The following is a 17165-nucleotide window of genomic DNA, read 5'->3' as shown; positions in this document are numbered from 1 at the left end:
CACAATAAAGACAAAAAAAATAGACAGAGTCATAGACCCTGTCAAATGTAATTTGATTGTCACAATTTATCAAGAAATTGTGTAGTTTGGTGATTCTTTTGTAATTTGTACATCATGTGGATGGCTCTCACGAAGACCTGCACCTGTCATGCGAATGAATTGTGCTTCTTCTCTAAGAGTACGTAAGTCCTGTGTTCCACAGTAGCCCATACCAGAGCGAATACCGCCAACAAGTTGATAAACAGTGTCAACAACTGGTCCTTTATACGGTGTACGTCCTTCGATACCTTCTGGAACGAATTTTTTATTATCTTCTTGGAAGTAACGATCTTTACTTCCTTTTTCCATTGCAGCAACAGAACCCATACCACGATATACTTTGAAACGTCTACCTTGGAAAATTTCTGTTTCTCCTGGGCTTTCAGATGTACCAGCAAGAAGGCTTCCCAGCATAACAGCATGTCCACCAGAAGCTAATGCTTTCACGATATCACCTGAATATTTAATTCCACCATCTGCAATAATAGATTTACCATGCTTTCTTGCTTCTGTTGCACAGTCATAAATCGCTGTGATTTGTGGTACACCGACCCCTGCAACAACACGTGTTGTACAAATCGATCCTGGTCCAATACCCACTTTTACAATATCTGCTCCAGCTTCAAACAATGCTTTTGTTGCTTCAGCTGTTGCAACGTTACCAGCAATGATGTTAAGAGAAGGATACGTTTCACGGATTTTCGATACAGTGTCTAGAACACCTTGAGAATGACCGTGTGCTGTATCAATGACGATCACATCAACATTGGCTTCTACTAATTTTTTCACACGAGTCATTGTATCGCCAGTGACACCTACAGCGGCACCAACAATTAAACGGCCATGTGCATCTTTAGAGGAGTTAGGGAATTCAATCACTTTTTCAATATCTTTGATGGTGATGAGACCTTTTAATGTTCCTTCGTCATCTAAAAGAGGTAATTTTTCAATTTTATATTGCTGAAGGATTTTTTCAGCTTCTTCTAATGTTGTTCCAACAGAAGCTGTCACAAGTTCCTCTTTTGTCATCACGTCGCTAATCTTCATTGAATAATCCGAAATAAAACGAAGGTCACGGTTCGTAATAATCCCAACAAGCTTTTGATCTTGTTCGTTATTAACAATCGGTACACCAGAAATACGATATTTACCCATTAAATGTTCTGCATCGAATACTTGATGATCTGGTGTTAAGAAAAATGGATTTGTAATAACGCCACGCTCTGAACGTTTTACCTTGTCCACTTGTTCAGCTTGCTGCTCAATAGACATGTTCTTATGGATGATTCCAAGACCACCTTGACGTGCCATTGCAATCGCCATTTGCGATTCCGTCACAGTATCCATTCCTGCACTAATAATTGGAATGTTCAGCTTTAAAGTGCTTGTTAACTCAACTGATAAATTGACATCACGCGGAAGCACCTCAGACTTTGCTGGAACAAGCAACACATCGTCAAACGTCAAACCTTCTTTTGAAAATTTACTTTCCCACATTAGTAAATCCCCCTCTTTTCGGCAAAATATTATATGTAGATTATCAACTAGGAAACAGCATGTCAAGGAAGCAACAAACAGTTGCAATTTTTAGAAAATATAAAGAGAGTTGAGGAAGAAGATGAAAAGTTCAGGATGGAAGGATTTAAAACGTTTTTATTCACTTGAAACTTCCCAAAAGTTTCTATTTCAACAGTACGAGAAACGGAACATTCAGGAGGCAAACCAGCAAGCCTATAAAAACTGTGAACGATTTATTTACTTTTTAAAGCACGGTCATACATTTTATGACCAAGCCGCATCAGCTCCGCTTGAACTAAAACCGATTTTATTGTTTTATGGAATGGCACAGCTGTTAAAGGCATGTTTGCTGACAGTGGATCCCGACTATCCTTCTCAAACCTCTGTCTTAGCTCATGGCGTCACCTCAAGAAAAAGAAAGAAGCAACATTATCGTTTTAGTGAGGATGAAGTCAAGATTCAGCGAAACGGATTATGTATGCATGTATTAAAGCACTTATTTCATTTAAATGGTCTTGAAGATGAACGATTTACGATGATCAATCTCCTTTCAAAAATACCTGAAATGGGTCATATTCTGGAGTTTCAAAAACAGCCCGCGACTTTAGTGAAAGTAGAACAAGCAAATGGCATGTTGATTCAAGATCATATTCCCTTGCTCTATAACATGTCTGCCGAACGTTTTATTGAATATTTTGAGTTCCATACAACTTGGAAACTTAAGCAACGAGAAGCTAAAAAACTAACATTTGATGTATTTTCAGAAGAAAACCCTGCTCTTGCTACTCATCTTCATTATGATTTAGAAATGAATCAATGGTTCATTCCATCAACGCGAGATGCCTTTTTAGGGATTCCTGAGATCATCAGCCATTACTTGTTAATGTATAATCTCAGTATGATTGCCCGCTACGAAACAGAATGGTGGTACGAGCTTTTATCTCAATACATTAGTGATGATTATGTCATGATTGAACGTTATATGGAGATTGCCGAGGACAAGTTTCCGGCTTATATCATGATGCTGCTAGAAGAAAACACAAAAAAGACCAGTTCCGATTGGAACTGATCCTTTGAAAAGCTTGGCGGCGTCCTACTCTCACAGGGGGAAACCCCCAACTACCATCGGCGCTGAAGAGCTTAACTTCCGTGTTCGGTATGGGAACGGGTGTGACCTCTTCGCTATCGCCACCAAACCTGATGGAGAGAATGTTCTCTCAAAACTAGATAACAATGTTCATTTTTCACATTAGAATATAGGTTAAGTCCTCGATCTATTAGTATCTGTCAGCTCCACGTGTCACCACGCTTCCACCTCAGACCTATCAACCTGATCATCTTTCAGGGATCTTACTTCCTTGCGGAATGGGAAATCTCATCTTGAGGGGGGCTTCATGCTTAGATGCTTTCAGCACTTATCCCGTCCGCACATAGCTACCCAGCGATGCCCTTGGCAGAACAACTGGTACACCAGCGGTGCGTCCATCCCGGTCCTCTCGTACTAAGGACAGCTCCTCTCAAATTTCCTGCGCCCGCGACGGATAGGGACCGAACTGTCTCACGACGTTCTGAACCCAGCTCGCGTACCGCTTTAATGGGCGAACAGCCCAACCCTTGGGACCGACTACAGCCCCAGGATGCGATGAGCCGACATCGAGGTGCCAAACCTCCCCGTCGATGTGGACTCTTGGGGGAGATAAGCCTGTTATCCCCGGGGTAGCTTTTATCCGTTGAGCGATGGCCCTTCCATGCGGAACCACCGGATCACTAAGCCCGACTTTCGTCCCTGCTCGACTTGTAGGTCTCGCAGTCAAGCTCCCTTGTGCCTTTACACTCTGCGAATGATTTCCAACCATTCTGAGGGAACCTTTGGGCGCCTCCGTTACATTTTAGGAGGCGACCGCCCCAGTCAAACTGCCCACCTGACACTGTCTCCCTGCCCGATAAGGGCAGCGGGTTAGAAGGTCAATACAGCCAGGGTAGTATCCCACCGATGCCTCCACCGAAGCTAGCGCTCCGGTTTCCAAGGCTCCTACCTATCCTGTACAAGCTGTACCAACATTCAATATCAGGCTGCAGTAAAGCTCCACGGGGTCTTTCCGTCCTGTCGCGGGTAACCTGCATCTTCACAGGTACTATAATTTCACCGAGTCTCTCGTTGAGACAGTGCCCAGATCGTTGCGCCTTTCGTGCGGGTCGGAACTTACCCGACAAGGAATTTCGCTACCTTAGGACCGTTATAGTTACGGCCGCCGTTTACTGGGGCTTCAATTCGCACCTTCGCTTACGCTAAGCGCTCCTCTTAACCTTCCAGCACCGGGCAGGCGTCAGCCCCTATACTTCGCCTTACGGCTTCGCAGAGACCTGTGTTTTTGCTAAACAGTCGCCTGGGCCTATTCACTGCGGCTTCTCGGGGCTTTAACACCCTAAGAAGCACCCCTTCTCCCGAAGTTACGGGGTCATTTTGCCGAGTTCCTTAACGAGAGTTCTCTCGATCACCTTAGGATTCTCTCCTCGCCTACCTGTGTCGGTTTGCGGTACGGGCACCTCTCACCTCGCTAGAGGCTTTTCTTGGCAGTGTGGAATCAGGAACTTCGCTACTAAATTTCGCTCGCCATCACAGCTCAGCCTTCACGGGAAACGGATTTGCCTATTTCCCAGCCTAACTGCTTGGACGCGGATATCCAATACCGCGCTTACCCTATCCTCCTGCGTCCCCCCATTGCTCAAATGGTGAGGAGGTGGTACAGGAATATCAACCTGTTGTCCATCGCCTACGCCTTTCGGCCTCGGCTTAGGTCCCGACTAACCCTGAGCGGACGAGCCTTCCTCAGGAAACCTTAGGCATTCGGTGGACGGGATTCTCACCCGTCTTTCGCTACTCATACCGGCATTCTCACTTCTAAGCGCTCCACCAGTCCTTCCGGTCTGACTTCACTGCACTTAGAACGCTCTCCTACCACTGTTCGTAAGAACAGTCCGCAGCTTCGGTGATACGTTTAGCCCCGGTACATTTTCGGCGCAGAGTCACTCGACCAGTGAGCTATTACGCACTCTTTAAATGGTGGCTGCTTCTAAGCCAACATCCTGGTTGTCTAAGCAACTCCACATCCTTTTCCACTTAACGTATACTTTGGGACCTTAGCTGGCGGTCTGGGCTGTTTCCCTTTCGACTACGGATCTTATCACTCGCAGTCTGACTCCCAAGGATAAGTCATCGGCATTCGGAGTTTGACTGAATTCGGTAACCCGGTAGGGGCCCCTAGTCCAATCAGTGCTCTACCTCCGAGACTCTTACCTTGAGGCTAGCCCTAAAGCTATTTCGGAGAGAACCAGCTATCTCCAGGTTCGATTGGCATTTCACCCCTACCCACACCTCATCCCCGCACTTTTCAACGTGCGTGGGTTCGGGCCTCCATTCAGTGTTACCTGAACTTCACCCTGGACATGGGTAGATCACCTGGTTTCGGGTCTACGACCACGTACTCATGCGCCCTATTCAGACTCGCTTTCGCTGCGGCTCCGCATCTTCTGCTTAACCTTGCACGGGATCGTAACTCGCCGGTTCATTCTACAAAAGGCACGCCATCACCCGTTAACGGGCTCTGACTACTTGTAGGCACACGGTTTCAGGATCTATTTCACTCCCCTTCCGGGGTGCTTTTCACCTTTCCCTCACGGTACTGGTTCACTATCGGTCACTAGGGAGTATTTAGCCTTGGGAGATGGTCCTCCCGGATTCCGACGGAATTTCACGTGTTCCGCCGTACTCAGGATCCACTCTGGAGAGAACAACATTTCAGTTACAGGGCTGTTACCTTCTTTGGCGGGCCTTTCCAGACCTCTTCGCTTATATCGTTCCTTTGTAACTCCGTATAGAGTGTCCTACAACCCCAAGAGGCAAGCCTCTTGGTTTGGGCTGTTCCCGTTTCGCTCGCCGCTACTCAGGGAATCGCATTTGCTTTCTCTTCCTCCGGGTACTTAGATGTTTCAGTTCCCCGGGTATGCCTTCTCATACTCTATGTATTCAAGTATGGATACTACTCCATTACGAGCAGTGGGTTTCCCCATTCGGAAATCTCCGGATCAAAGCTTGCTTACAGCTCCCCGAAGCATATCGGTGTTCGTCCCGTCCTTCATCGGCTCCTAGTGCCAAGGCATCCACCGTGCGCCCTTTCTAACTTAACCATTTCTTACTTTAGAAAGAATCACTATGTGTGATGAACTTTGCATTGCATTCAATGTGAATGTATTACTTATTGTTATCTAGTTTTCAAAGAACACGTTGGTGGAGCCTAGCGGGATCGAACCGCTGACCTCCTGCGTGCAAGGCAGGCGCTCTCCCAGCTGAGCTAAGGCCCCGATTTAATAGAAGATGGTGGGCCTGAGTGGACTCGAACCACCGACCTCACGCTTATCAGGCGTGCGCTCTAACCAGCTGAGCTACAGGCCCATCTTTCATATCGAAGATATGATGTTGTAGGATCTTTTGCAAGTTCCTTCAAAACTAAACAAGACGAAAAACGTACGCTGCTCCATATATCCTTAGAAAGGAGGTGATCCAGCCGCACCTTCCGATACGGCTACCTTGTTACGACTTCACCCCAATCATCTGCCCCACCTTCGGCGGCTGGCTCCATAAAGGTTACCTCACCGACTTCGGGTGTTGCAAACTCTCGTGGTGTGACGGGCGGTGTGTACAAGGCCCGGGAACGTATTCACCGCGGCATGCTGATCCGCGATTACTAGCGATTCCAGCTTCACGCAGTCGAGTTGCAGACTGCGATCCGAACTGAGAACAGATTTGTGGGATTGGCTAAACCTTGCGGTCTCGCAACCCTTTGTTCTGTCCATTGTAGCACGTGTGTAGCCCAGGTCATAAGGGGCATGATGATTTGACGTCATCCCCACCTTCCTCCGGTTTGTCACCGGCAGTCACCTTAGAGTGCCCAACTAAATGCTGGCAACTAAGATCAAGGGTTGCGCTCGTTGCGGGACTTAACCCAACATCTCACGACACGAGCTGACGACAACCATGCACCACCTGTCACTCTGTCCCCGAAAGGAAAGCCCTATCTCTAGGGTTGTCAGAGGATGTCAAGACCTGGTAAGGTTCTTCGCGTTGCTTCGAATTAAACCACATGCTCCACCGCTTGTGCGGGCCCCCGTCAATTCCTTTGAGTTTCAGTCTTGCGACCGTACTCCCCAGGCGGAGTGCTTAATGCGTTAGCTGCAGCACTAAGGGGCGGAAACCCCCTAACACTTAGCACTCATCGTTTACGGCGTGGACTACCAGGGTATCTAATCCTGTTCGCTCCCCACGCTTTCGCTCCTCAGCGTCAGTTACAGACCAGAGAGTCGCCTTCGCCACTGGTGTTCCTCCACATCTCTACGCATTTCACCGCTACACGTGGAATTCCACTCTCCTCTTCTGCACTCAAGTTTCCCAGTTTCCAATGACCCTCCCCGGTTGAGCCGGGGGCTTTCACATCAGACTTAAGAAACCGCCTGCGAGCCCTTTACGCCCAATAATTCCGGACAACGCTTGCCACCTACGTATTACCGCGGCTGCTGGCACGTAGTTAGCCGTGGCTTTCTGGTTAGGTACCGTCAAGGTGCAAGCAGTTACTCTTGCACTTGTTCTTCCCTAACAACAGAGCTTTACGATCCGAAAACCTTCATCACTCACGCGGCGTTGCTCCGTCAGACTTTCGTCCATTGCGGAAGATTCCCTACTGCTGCCTCCCGTAGGAGTCTGGGCCGTGTCTCAGTCCCAGTGTGGCCGATCACCCTCTCAGGTCGGCTACGCATCGTCGCCTTGGTGAGCCGTTACCTCACCAACTAGCTAATGCGCCGCGGGTCCATCTGTAAGTGACAGCCGAAACCGTCTTTCATCCTTGAACCATGCGGTTCAAGGAACTATCCGGTATTAGCTCCGGTTTCCCGGAGTTATCCCAGTCTTACAGGCAGGTTACCCACGTGTTACTCACCCGTCCGCCGCTAACATCCGGGAGCAAGCTCCCTTCTGTCCGCTCGACTTGCATGTATTAGGCACGCCGCCAGCGTTCGTCCTGAGCCAGGATCAAACTCTCCGAAAAAGTACAAAACCGAAGTTTTGTTTTTCGTCAGCGTTTGACTGACTACCTATGATGTATCATAGGATTTTTTTATAAAAACTCGAATTAACAGGTACGTTTTGTCTTGTTTAGTTTTCAAAGAACTTGTTTGTCACTCTCTCAAAGCGACCACTTAAATATATCATATATCTCTATCAATAGTCAACATTTTTCTTGAAAAACATTTTATTTTTTTAAGAAGTTTTTGTTATGAAAGAGATAAAAAATAGAGCCTCTTTTTGCTCCTTTGAAAGATTAACACATATCTATGAAAAAAGCATTATAAACTTCAAAAAAAATCATGTTTTTTCAAAAAAAAATAAAGCCGGTGAAAAACCGGCTTTATTTTTACTCAGATTGCTCTTGATCTGACTCTACATTTTCTACGTTTTCTTCACTATTCTCTTCATCGTCTTCTGGTGATTGTTCTACTAATGCCACTGTAGCGACATGTTCATCATCACCTAGACGGATCAGACGGACACCTTGAGTGACTCGGCCTGTTGTGGAGATATCTGAAACGGCCATACGAATGATGACACCACTGCCTGTGATAATCATCAAGTCTTCTTCAGCTTCAGCGTTAGTCGCCTTCACTGCAACAAGCGGACCGTTGTTGTCAGTGATCTTGCACGTTTTCAGACCTTTACCACCACGGCTTTGGACACGATATTCTTTTTCAGGCGTTAATTTACCATAACCTTTTTCAGTTACGATCAATACGTTTGCATCTGGCTCAAGGATTTCCATTCCAACGACGATGTCATCCTCAGAAAGTGTGATCCCTTTAACTCCAGCTGCTGTACGTCCCATTTCACGAACATCTGTCTCGTCGAAACGAATGAGCATTCCTTTTTTCGTTCCGATGATGATTTGTTTTTCACCATTGGTTAAACGAACAGCCATCAATTCATCTTCATCACGCAGGCTGAGTGCAATCAAACCGTTGTTACGGATGTTTGCAAATTGAGACAATGACGTTCGTTTCGATACACCGTGTCTTGTTGTAAAGAAGAGATACGAATCTTCATCAAATTCGCTGACTGGAATAATGGCGTTTATCCACTCTCCCTTTTCTACTTCAAGAAGGTTAATAATCGGAATCCCTTTCGCTGTTCGTCCAAATTCAGGGATCTCATAGCCCTTCGCTCGATAGACCTTCCCTTTATTAGAGAAGAAGAGAATCGTATCGTGCGTAGATGTTGAGATCAGCTGTTCAACGAAATCATCTTCGTTGGTTCCCATTCCTTGTACACCTTTACCGCCTCTTTTTTGACTGCGGTATGTTGATGCAGGCAGGCGCTTAATATAACCATTATGAGTCAGTGTGATCACTATATTTTCAACAGGAATCAAATCTTCGTCTTCGATTGTTTCTATACCCGCTGTCACAATTTCTGTGCGGCGCGTATCATTGAAGCGTTCTTTGATTTCTGTTAATTCTTCTCTAATGATTTCTAGAACTTTCTCATTGTCTGCTAGAATGGCTTTCAATTCAGCAATCAATTCAACAAGCCCTTTGTATTCATCTTCTATTTTCTCTCTTTCTAAACCAGTCAAACGCTGGAGTCGCATATCGAGAATGGCCTGTGCTTGTTTTTCAGACAAGCTATAGTTTTCCATCAAACCATTTCTTGCAATTTCAGCAGTTTGAGAGCCTCTAATTAAGGCAATGACCTCATCTAAGTGATCAAGCGCAATTCTTAAGCCTTCTAAAATATGAGCTCTTGCTTCCGCTTTACGCAATTCATACGCCGTTCTTCGACGAATGATCACTTTCTGATGCTCAAGGTAATATTCAAGACATTGTTTGAGAGACAACACTTTCGGCTGTCCATCAACAAGTGCAAGCAAGTTAATACCGAAGGACGTTTGAAGTGTCGTTTGTTTATAAAGATTGTTTAATAGAACATGGACGTTTGCGTCTCTTCGTAGTTCAATGACAATTCTCATTCCATTACGGTCAGATTCATCACGAAGATCTGTAATGCCATCAATCTTTTTATCACGGACAAGATCAGCGATTTTTTCGATCAAACGAGCTTTATTAACCTGGTAAGGAATCTCGTTGATGATAATGCGCTGCTTACCACTAGATGTTTCTTCGATATTTGACTTTGCACGTAATGTAATAGAGCCGCGTCCTGTTTCATACGCTTTACGAATACCGCTTCGGCCAATGATTTGTCCCGCAGTTGGGAAGTCTGGACCTGGAATGATGTCCATTAGTTCCTGTGTCGTCATATCAGGATTTTGACTAATTGCCAATACCCCATCAATCACTTCACCTAGTTGGTGAGGCGGGATATTCGTTGCCATCCCTACAGCGATTCCAGTTGCCCCGTTCACTAATAAGTTCGGGAACCTAGCAGGCATAACGACTGGCTCTCTTTCACTGCCATCGTAGTTATCTTGATAATCAATGGTGTCCTTTGTGATATCACGCAGGATCTCCATCGAAATTTTAGAAAGACGTGCCTCGGTATAACGCATGGCTGCTGCACCGTCTCCATCGACAGAACCAAAGTTCCCGTGCCCTTCAACCAGCATATTACGATAGTTGAAATCTTGCGCCATCCGAACCATCGCTTCATATACAGCGCTATCACCGTGAGGGTGGTACTTACCGATAACTTCCCCAACGATACGTGCAGATTTCTTAAATGGTTTATCACTTGTCATACCTAGGTCATTCATCGCATACAAAATTCTTCGATGCACGGGCTTCAATCCGTCTCGCACATCTGGTAATGCACGCGAAACAATAACACTCATTGCATAATCTAAAAAGGACGTACGCATTTCATGGCTAATATTCACTTCGCGTACATTTGGTGTATGTTGTTCACTCACTATAAGAACCTCCCTTTACGTATCACATGAAATAAATTATGTGGGAGTAAAATATGTATTTATCTTCACAAGACTATTCTCCATTATATCAATAATCTTGCCTTTATACACATTTATTTACTAGAAAATCAACGAAACGCAGAAAACCAGGACATTCGTTTCACGCCCCTGTTTCTTGAAAAACAACCTTATTCCAAACAAGAAATAAGGTTGCTCTCAAGGGGGAATACCTATCTAAATATCAAGATTTTTTACGTATTGTGCATTTTCTTCGATAAAGTTACGTCTCGGCTCTACTTTATCTCCCATTAGCATTTCAAAAGTCTCATCAGCATCGATTGCATCCTCAAGTGTCACTTGAAGAAGTGTTCTCGCATCAGGATCCATTGTTGTTTCCCAAAGCTGAGTAGCATTCATCTCTCCAAGACCTTTATAACGCTGAAGTCCAGGTTTCGGTGTTTGAGGCAGTGTTTTTAACAGTTCATCAAGCTGTTTATCGTTATACACGTATTCAACACGCTTTCCTTGTTGCACTTTATATAAAGGCGGCTGTGCAATATACACATAACCGTTTTCAATGATTTCACGCATGTAGCGATAGAAGAATGTTAGGAGTAGCGTCCGAATATGCGCTCCATCAACATCAGCATCAGTCATGATCACAATTTTGTGATAACGTGCTTTCTCTAAAGTGAAGTCTTCTCCGATTCCAGTCCCTAGCGCTGTAATCATTGAACGAACCTCGTTGTTGGATAAAATTTTATCTAGTCGGGCTTTTTCAACGTTTAGGATCTTCCCTCTTAACGGTAAGATCGCTTGGAAATGTCGATCACGACCTTGCTTAGCAGATCCGCCCGCAGAATCTCCCTCTACGATATAAAGCTCAGAGATGGAAGGATCTTAGAAGAACAGTCTGCCAGTTTCCCAGGCAAGCTAGAGACTTCCAGTGCACTTTTACGTCTTGTCAGCTCACGTGCCTTTTTGGCAGCCATTCTTGCACGAGCTGCCATCACACCTTTCTCCACAATTTTCTTTGCAGCATCAGGGTTCTCTAGGAGGAATTTCTCAAGTGCTTCGGAGAAGAGGGAGTCGGTAATGGTTCTTGCTTCTGAGTTACCGAGCTTTGTCTTCGTTTGTCCTTCGAATTGAGGGTCTGGATGTTTGATAGAGATAATGGCTGTTAAGCCTTCTCGTACATCTTCACCGCTCAAATTCGAGTCACCATCTTTGAATACGCCATTTTTACGAGCATAATCATTGATCACACGCGTCAGACCTGTTTTAAAGCCTGCTTCATGTGTTCCGCCTTCATACGTGTTGATATTGTTAGCGAAGGAATAGATGTTGCTTGTATAGGAATCGTTATATTGTAATGCCACTTCAACCGTGATTCCGTCTTTTTCGCCTTCGATGTAAACAGGTTCTTCATGAACGACTTCCTTCGAGCGATTCAAATGTTCTACATAGCTCTTAATACCGCCTTCATAGCAGTATTCGTTTCTTCGCTCTTTACCTTCGCGTAAGTCTTCAATGATGATGTTGACGCCTTTTGTTAAGAAAGCTAACTCACGTACACGGTTAGCAAGTGTGTCGTAATCAAATTCAATGGTTTCAGTGAAAATTTCTGGATCTGGCACAAAATGAGTGGTTGTCCCTGTTACATCTGTTTCACCAATGATCTCTAAATCTCCAACTGGAACACCGCGTTTGAATTGTTGATAATGAATTTTCCCATCACGGTATACGGTCACGTCTAAGGTCGTAGATAACGCATTAACAACAGATGCCCCTACACCATGCAAACCGCCAGATACTTTATAACCGCTGCCGTCAAATTTACCACCAGCGTGAAGAACCGTCATAATCACTTCTACAGCAGGACGTCCCATTTTTTCGTGAATCCCAACAGGAATTCCGCGGCCGTTATCTTTCACTGTGATGCTATTATCTTTTTCAATTTGCACTGTAATGTCTGTACAATAACCAGCTAAAGCCTCATCAATACTGTTGTCGACAATTTCCCATACAAGATGGTGAAGTCCTTTTGCACTGGTTGACCCAATGTACATTCCTGGACGTTTTCTAACCGCTTCTAGTCCTTCGAGCACCTGTATCTGATTTTCATCATAACTATTATGTTGCTGTTCCATTGCCACGTACATTCACCTACACTTTTCTTAAACGATATATTTATATGAATTGAGCTTTTAGACTTCAATTTCAATCACAAATGAAGCACGTTTTTTGAGCGTGCTTGAGGAAAGAGGAGAGTAATACACGGATTCAGTTGTGACGACGATGGATTTGGGTGTCCCCTGTGACAACGAAATGATTTGTTCTTCTTGTTTTTGAAGAAATTCCTCTACAACAGAAGATGACCTCATTTTGTAATCAACAATTGCGACAATCTCTCGTGTAGAAACAACACAATCATCACCTAAATGAATATACAAGACCCACACCTCATTTATCAGTCAATTACTTTTCCACTGGCTACTCTGAAAATTTCCGCTTCTTTCAAGGTGGCGTGATCGATGCCTTCAACACTTGTTGTGGTGACGAAGGTCTGTACACGTCCCTGAATGGTATGGAGCAAATGAGACTGTCTGTAATCATCAAGTTCAGATAAAACATCATCGAGCAGAAGAATTGGGTATTCACCGATTTCTTCATGAATCAGATCGATTTCTGCCAGCTTTAGTGAAAGAGCTGTTGTTCTTTGCTGCCCTTGAGAGCCATATGTCTGAACATCCCGACCATTCACAAAGAAAAGAAGATCATCTCTGTGAGGCCCCCATAGCGTCACCCCTCGGTCTATTTCTCTGTCTCTTAGTTTCTGAAACGATTCTTCATAGCTATTTTTTATTTTCGACAAGTCTGACGCTTCTGATACCTCTATGGCCGTCTGGTATTGGAGCGTGAGCGTTTCCAGCTCTCTTGAAATCCCAAAATGCAGCGGCTGCGCCCATTTTTCGAGCTGTTTCGTAAAAGTCAGTCGTCTTTTGACAACCTTCGCTGCCGCATCAATCAACTGCTCTGTTAAAATCTCCAGCATCGCTTGATCCGTTTGCTTTCTTGTTTGCAATTGTTTCAAGTAATGATTTCGCTGAGTGAGGATTTTTTGATAGAGCGATAAATCATGCAAGTAGACAGCAGACACTTGTCCAATCTCCATGTCGAGGAATCTTCTGCGGATTTGCGGGCTACCTTTCACAAGGCTGAGATCCTCTGGTGCAAACATGATGGTGTTCAAGGCACCAACATAATGACTGAGTTTCTGTTGTTCAATGTGATTGACCTTGCCCTTTTTTCCTTTTTTTGAGATCACGAGCTGCATGGGGATTGGACCATTTTTTTTGATGACTCTACCTTCTATTTTAGCATAGTCTTCGTCCCATCGGATAAGTTCTTTATCATTTGACGTACGATGAGACTTTGCCATCGACAATACATAGATCGCTTCCATCAGGTTCGTTTTACCTTGGGCGTTCTCACCAATCATCACATTCACCTTATTGTCGAATTGAAGCTCGGTGTGTTCATAGTTTCGGTACGAAGTTAACGCCAGACTTTGAATGTACATGTATTGTCACCCGTTTCTAATTCACAACTTGAAATGTGCCGTGACCTTCTATCTCGACAACATCACCTGGGTATAATTTGCGTCCCCGTCTATTATCTGGCTCTTGATTGATGAACACCTCATGTTCACTTAAAAACCACTTCGCCATTCCACCAGATTGAATGACTTCCGCTAATTTCAAAAACTGCCCTAATGTAATCATTTCTGTTTCAATCGTTATCAGATTAGGCATTGTATCGACCTCTTTCAATATCACTAATATCTAATTGTACTAAAAAACAAGACAAGAAGGAAAGGGGGAAAGCGAACTGGGATGAAAGAAAGCTGAGAAAACGAGGAAAAAAGCTGCTGTGCGCTCACACAGCAGCCATTTTAGACCAAATTAATACGTTCTAACTGGAAGAATCAATTGCAAAATGGAATCATCATTTGGCGTGCGTAATAGGAATGGTCTCATTGCGCCAGTGAAACTGACATGAATCTCTGTTCCCTCTAATACTTTTAAAGCATCAAGCATATATTTCGGACTGAAAGAGATTTTGAGATCCTCCCCTTTAATGTCATCTGCTTGCACCGTTTCAACTACTTTACCGATTTCAGGCGAGTTAGAAGAGATTTCAAGGCTTTGCGCAGGATCAGCAGAAAGCTTCACAACGTTGTTACGCCCTTCTCTTGCTAAAAGTGACGCGCGATCAATCGCTTGAAGGAATTCTTTCGTATTCACCACTACATCCGTTTTACTTTCTTGCGGAATGAGGCGAGCTGTATCTGGGTAATTACCATCCAGCAATCTTGAGAAGAATAGCACGTTCTGTGCTTTAAAGAGAACCTGTGTCTCCGTAATGACGATGCTCACAAGATCTTGTCCATCATCAAGAATTTTACTTAGCTCTGTTAAACTCTTTCCTGGAATGACCACATTGTATGAGCTTTCCTCGTTAATATCCAACTTCGCTTTTCTTAAAGCAAGACGATGGCTATCCGTTGCTGTGCATATTAATTCACCTTTTTCAACCTTCCAGTTTACACCTGTCAAGATAGGTCGTGTTTCTGAGGTGGACACTGCGAAAACCGTTTGACGGATAAGGTTTTTAAGCAAATCTGTTGGAATTTGAAAAGCATGATGCTCTTCAATTTGTGGCAGATGCGGATATTCTTCAGCATCTAAACCGTTTAAATTAAATTCTGCTGAACCAGAGCGGATGATGGTCAGATGATTTTGTTCTACCTCAATTTCGACTGTAGACATAGGCAGTTTCTTAACGATTTCGCTAAAGAAGCGGGCTTGCAGCACAATACTTCCTGGTCGATCAATTGTAATGACTTCTAAATCTCCATCTCTTTGAGGAATAAAAGATTCGATTGAGATATCAGAATCGCTCCCTGTGAGAGAAACCCCTTCATCAGATGCAACAATTTTAATCCCTGTCAAAATAGGAATCGTTGTTCTAGAGGATACGGCCTTTAATACATCTTGGACACTTTCAACAAGACGATCTTTTTGAATCGTGAATTTCATAGTGGTCCTCCTAATTTTTCTTAATGACATGTATATATATTTATTTAATAAAAATCGTAGAAGTACTAGTAGGGCTTGTGAATATGTGGATAAGTCAGTAGAAAGAAAGGAAAGACAGCCTATCCACATGTGGACAGACTGTGTATGACTATGCTCTAGTTATTCACATTTTCCCGTACTTATCTTATCAGCTTGATTATTTTAGTTGTTCTTTGATCTCTTTGACATGCTGCTGAAGCTGTTCATCTTCAACGATTAATTTTGAAATTTTCTCATGAGCATGAATGACGGTCGTATGATCTCGTCCACCAAATTCTTCTCCGATTTTAGGTAGAGAGGAATCGGTCATTTCTCTAGAGAGATACATCGCAATTTGTCTTGGATAAGCAACTGATTTCGTACGTTTCTTCGCTTTGAAATCTTCTAATCGAATATTAAATTGCTGCCCTACAATTCTTTGAATATCTTTAATTGTAATCACCTTAGGTTTTGATGAAGGAATGATGTCCTTTAGGGCTTCAGCTGCTAGATCAGCATTGATGTCTTTATTGATTAAAGAAGAGTAAGCAACAACACGAATCAAAGCACCTTCCAGTTCCCGAATGTTGCTGTCAATTTGATTGGCAATATAAAGCATGACTTCATTCGGAATGTCTAAACCTTCTGCTTTTGCTTTTTTACGTAAGATCGCAATACGCGTTTCTAGATCTGGTGGGGTAATGTCTGTAATTAAGCCCCATTCGAATCGAGAGCGTAATCTGTCTTCAAGTGTCGGAATTTCCTTTGGCGGCCGGTCACTAGAAATGACGATTTGCTTACTTTCTTCGTGAAGTGTGTTGAATGTATGGAAAAACTCTTCTTGTGTTTGTTCTTTGCCTGCTAAAAATTGAATATCATCTATCAAAAGCACATCTACATTCCGATAGCGATTACGGAAATCGACTGCTTTGTTGTCCCGGATTGAGTTGATAAATTCATTTGTAAATTTTTCAGATGATAGATAGACCACTTTGGCTGATGGATTATGGTCGATGACGTAATGACCGATCGCATGCATTAAGTGAGTCTTTCCTAAACCAACGCCCCCATAAATAAAAAGCGGGTTATATGCTTTTGCTGGTGCTTCTGCGACTGCAAGTGAAGCTGCATGAGCAAAACGGTTGCCTGAACCAATAACAAAAGTATCAAATGTATATTTTGGATTCAGCATATTTTGTGGAATTTCAACGGGTTCTTCTTTCGACATTTTTTTGATTGGAGATTTTGGCATGGCTTCCTCTTCGTCCTGATTTTGAGGAATGATAAATTTGATGCTGAGCTCTTCGCCTGTCAGTTCATAGATGGTATCTGCAATTAAGTGAAGGTATCTTGACTCGAGCCAGTCTCTTGCAAATTCATTAGGTGCAGTAATAGTCAGCGTATCTCCTTGAAGAGAATGGGCTTTAGTGGACTTCATCCATGTTTCAAAACTAGGTTTGCTCAATTTTGTCTCTATTTTTTGAAGTGCTTTATTCCACAGATCCAAAATATTTTCCAT

Annotated in this window: 8 protein-coding genes, 2 tRNA genes, 3 rRNA genes and 1 pseudogene; 1 reads left to right on the top strand and 13 read right to left on the bottom strand. The window is 43.8% G+C overall.

The window, feature by feature from the left end:
- Positions 1-69: 69 nt before the first annotated feature.
- Positions 70-1536, bottom strand: coding sequence for an IMP dehydrogenase (gene guaB, locus AC0VYC_RS00070; RefSeq protein ID WP_008342039.1), 1467 nt, complete (start codon positions 1534-1536; stop codon positions 70-72).
- Between the two features lie 121 nt (positions 1537-1657).
- Here guaB and AC0VYC_RS00065 point away from each other — a divergent pair, with 121 nt between their 5' ends.
- Positions 1658-2626: a YaaC family protein gene (locus AC0VYC_RS00065; RefSeq protein ID WP_056703786.1), complete on the top strand. Its 969-nt coding sequence runs from the start codon at positions 1658-1660 to the stop codon at positions 2624-2626.
- An 11-nt stretch (positions 2627-2637) separates the two neighbouring features.
- Here AC0VYC_RS00065 and rrf read toward each other — a convergent pair.
- From rrf to dnaA, 12 genes and pseudogenes are all read right to left on the bottom strand, one after another.
- A 5S ribosomal RNA gene (gene rrf, locus AC0VYC_RS00060) occupies positions 2638-2753 on the bottom strand.
- A gap of 61 nt (positions 2754-2814) precedes the next feature.
- Positions 2815-5745: ribosomal RNA gene (locus AC0VYC_RS00055) — 23S ribosomal RNA — on the bottom strand.
- Positions 5746-5843: 98 nt separating this feature from the next.
- A tRNA-Ala gene (locus tag AC0VYC_RS00050) sits at positions 5844-5919 on the bottom strand.
- A 14-nt stretch (positions 5920-5933) separates the two neighbouring features.
- Positions 5934-6010: transfer RNA gene (locus AC0VYC_RS00045), tRNA-Ile, on the bottom strand.
- Between the two features lie 96 nt (positions 6011-6106).
- Positions 6107-7655 (bottom strand): 16S ribosomal RNA (locus tag AC0VYC_RS00040).
- Together the 16S, 23S and 5S rRNA genes with 2 tRNA genes alongside form the textbook arrangement of a ribosomal RNA operon.
- Before the next feature lie 366 nt (positions 7656-8021).
- On the bottom strand, positions 8022-10526 hold the full coding sequence (gene gyrA / locus AC0VYC_RS00035) for a DNA gyrase subunit A (RefSeq protein ID WP_039169042.1): 2505 nt from the start codon (positions 10524-10526) through the stop codon (positions 8022-8024).
- Positions 10527-10760: 234 nt separating this feature from the next.
- A pseudogene (gene gyrB, locus AC0VYC_RS00030) lies at positions 10761-12676 on the bottom strand (DNA topoisomerase (ATP-hydrolyzing) subunit B).
- 57 nt (positions 12677-12733) lie between these two features.
- Positions 12734-12979, bottom strand: coding sequence for an extracellular matrix regulator RemB (gene remB, locus AC0VYC_RS00025; protein WP_008360920.1), 246 nt, complete (start codon positions 12977-12979; stop codon positions 12734-12736).
- Positions 12980-12996: 17 nt separating this feature from the next.
- Positions 12997-14109 carry a DNA replication/repair protein RecF gene (recF, locus tag AC0VYC_RS00020; protein WP_475389118.1) on the bottom strand — a complete coding sequence of 371 codons (1113 nt, stop codon included), beginning with the start codon at positions 14107-14109 and terminating at the stop codon, positions 12997-12999.
- A gap of 16 nt (positions 14110-14125) precedes the next feature.
- On the bottom strand, positions 14126-14341 hold the full coding sequence (yaaA, locus tag AC0VYC_RS00015; protein ID WP_008347598.1) for a S4 domain-containing protein YaaA: 216 nt from the start codon (positions 14339-14341) through the stop codon (positions 14126-14128).
- A 150-nt stretch (positions 14342-14491) separates the two neighbouring features.
- Complete coding sequence (gene dnaN, locus AC0VYC_RS00010; RefSeq protein ID WP_008347596.1) at positions 14492-15628, bottom strand: DNA polymerase III subunit beta; 1137 nt, start codon at positions 15626-15628, stop codon at positions 14492-14494.
- A gap of 196 nt (positions 15629-15824) precedes the next feature.
- Positions 15825-17165: a chromosomal replication initiator protein DnaA gene (gene dnaA, locus AC0VYC_RS00005; protein ID WP_008347594.1), complete on the bottom strand. Its 1341-nt coding sequence runs from the start codon at positions 17163-17165 to the stop codon at positions 15825-15827.

The sequence above is a fragment of the Bacillus sp. iso_77 genome (assembly GCF_056173625.1).
The sequence above is the reverse complement of the archived record's forward strand: the minus strand, read 5'-3'. Positions and strand labels throughout refer to the sequence as shown.

What these genes read in the sequence shown, in the direction of transcription:
- dnaA (WP_008347594.1), bottom strand. Translation starts at nt 17,165, where the DNA reads ATGGAAAATATTTTGGATCTGTGGAATAAAGCACTTCAAAAAATAGAG.
- guaB (WP_008342039.1), bottom strand. Translation starts at nt 1,536, where the DNA reads ATGTGGGAAAGTAAATTTTCAAAAGAAGGTTTGACGTTTGACGATGTG.
- recF (WP_475389118.1), bottom strand. Translation starts at nt 14,109, where the DNA reads ATGTACATTCAAAGTCTGGCGTTAACTTCGTACCGAAACTATGAACAC.
- yaaA (WP_008347598.1), bottom strand. Translation starts at nt 14,341, where the DNA reads ATGCCTAATCTGATAACGATTGAAACAGAAATGATTACATTAGGGCAG.
- dnaN (WP_008347596.1), bottom strand. Translation starts at nt 15,628, where the DNA reads ATGAAATTCACGATTCAAAAAGATCGTCTTGTTGAAAGTGTCCAAGAT.
- AC0VYC_RS00065 (WP_056703786.1), top strand. Translation starts at nt 1,658, where the DNA reads ATGAAAAGTTCAGGATGGAAGGATTTAAAACGTTTTTATTCACTTGAA.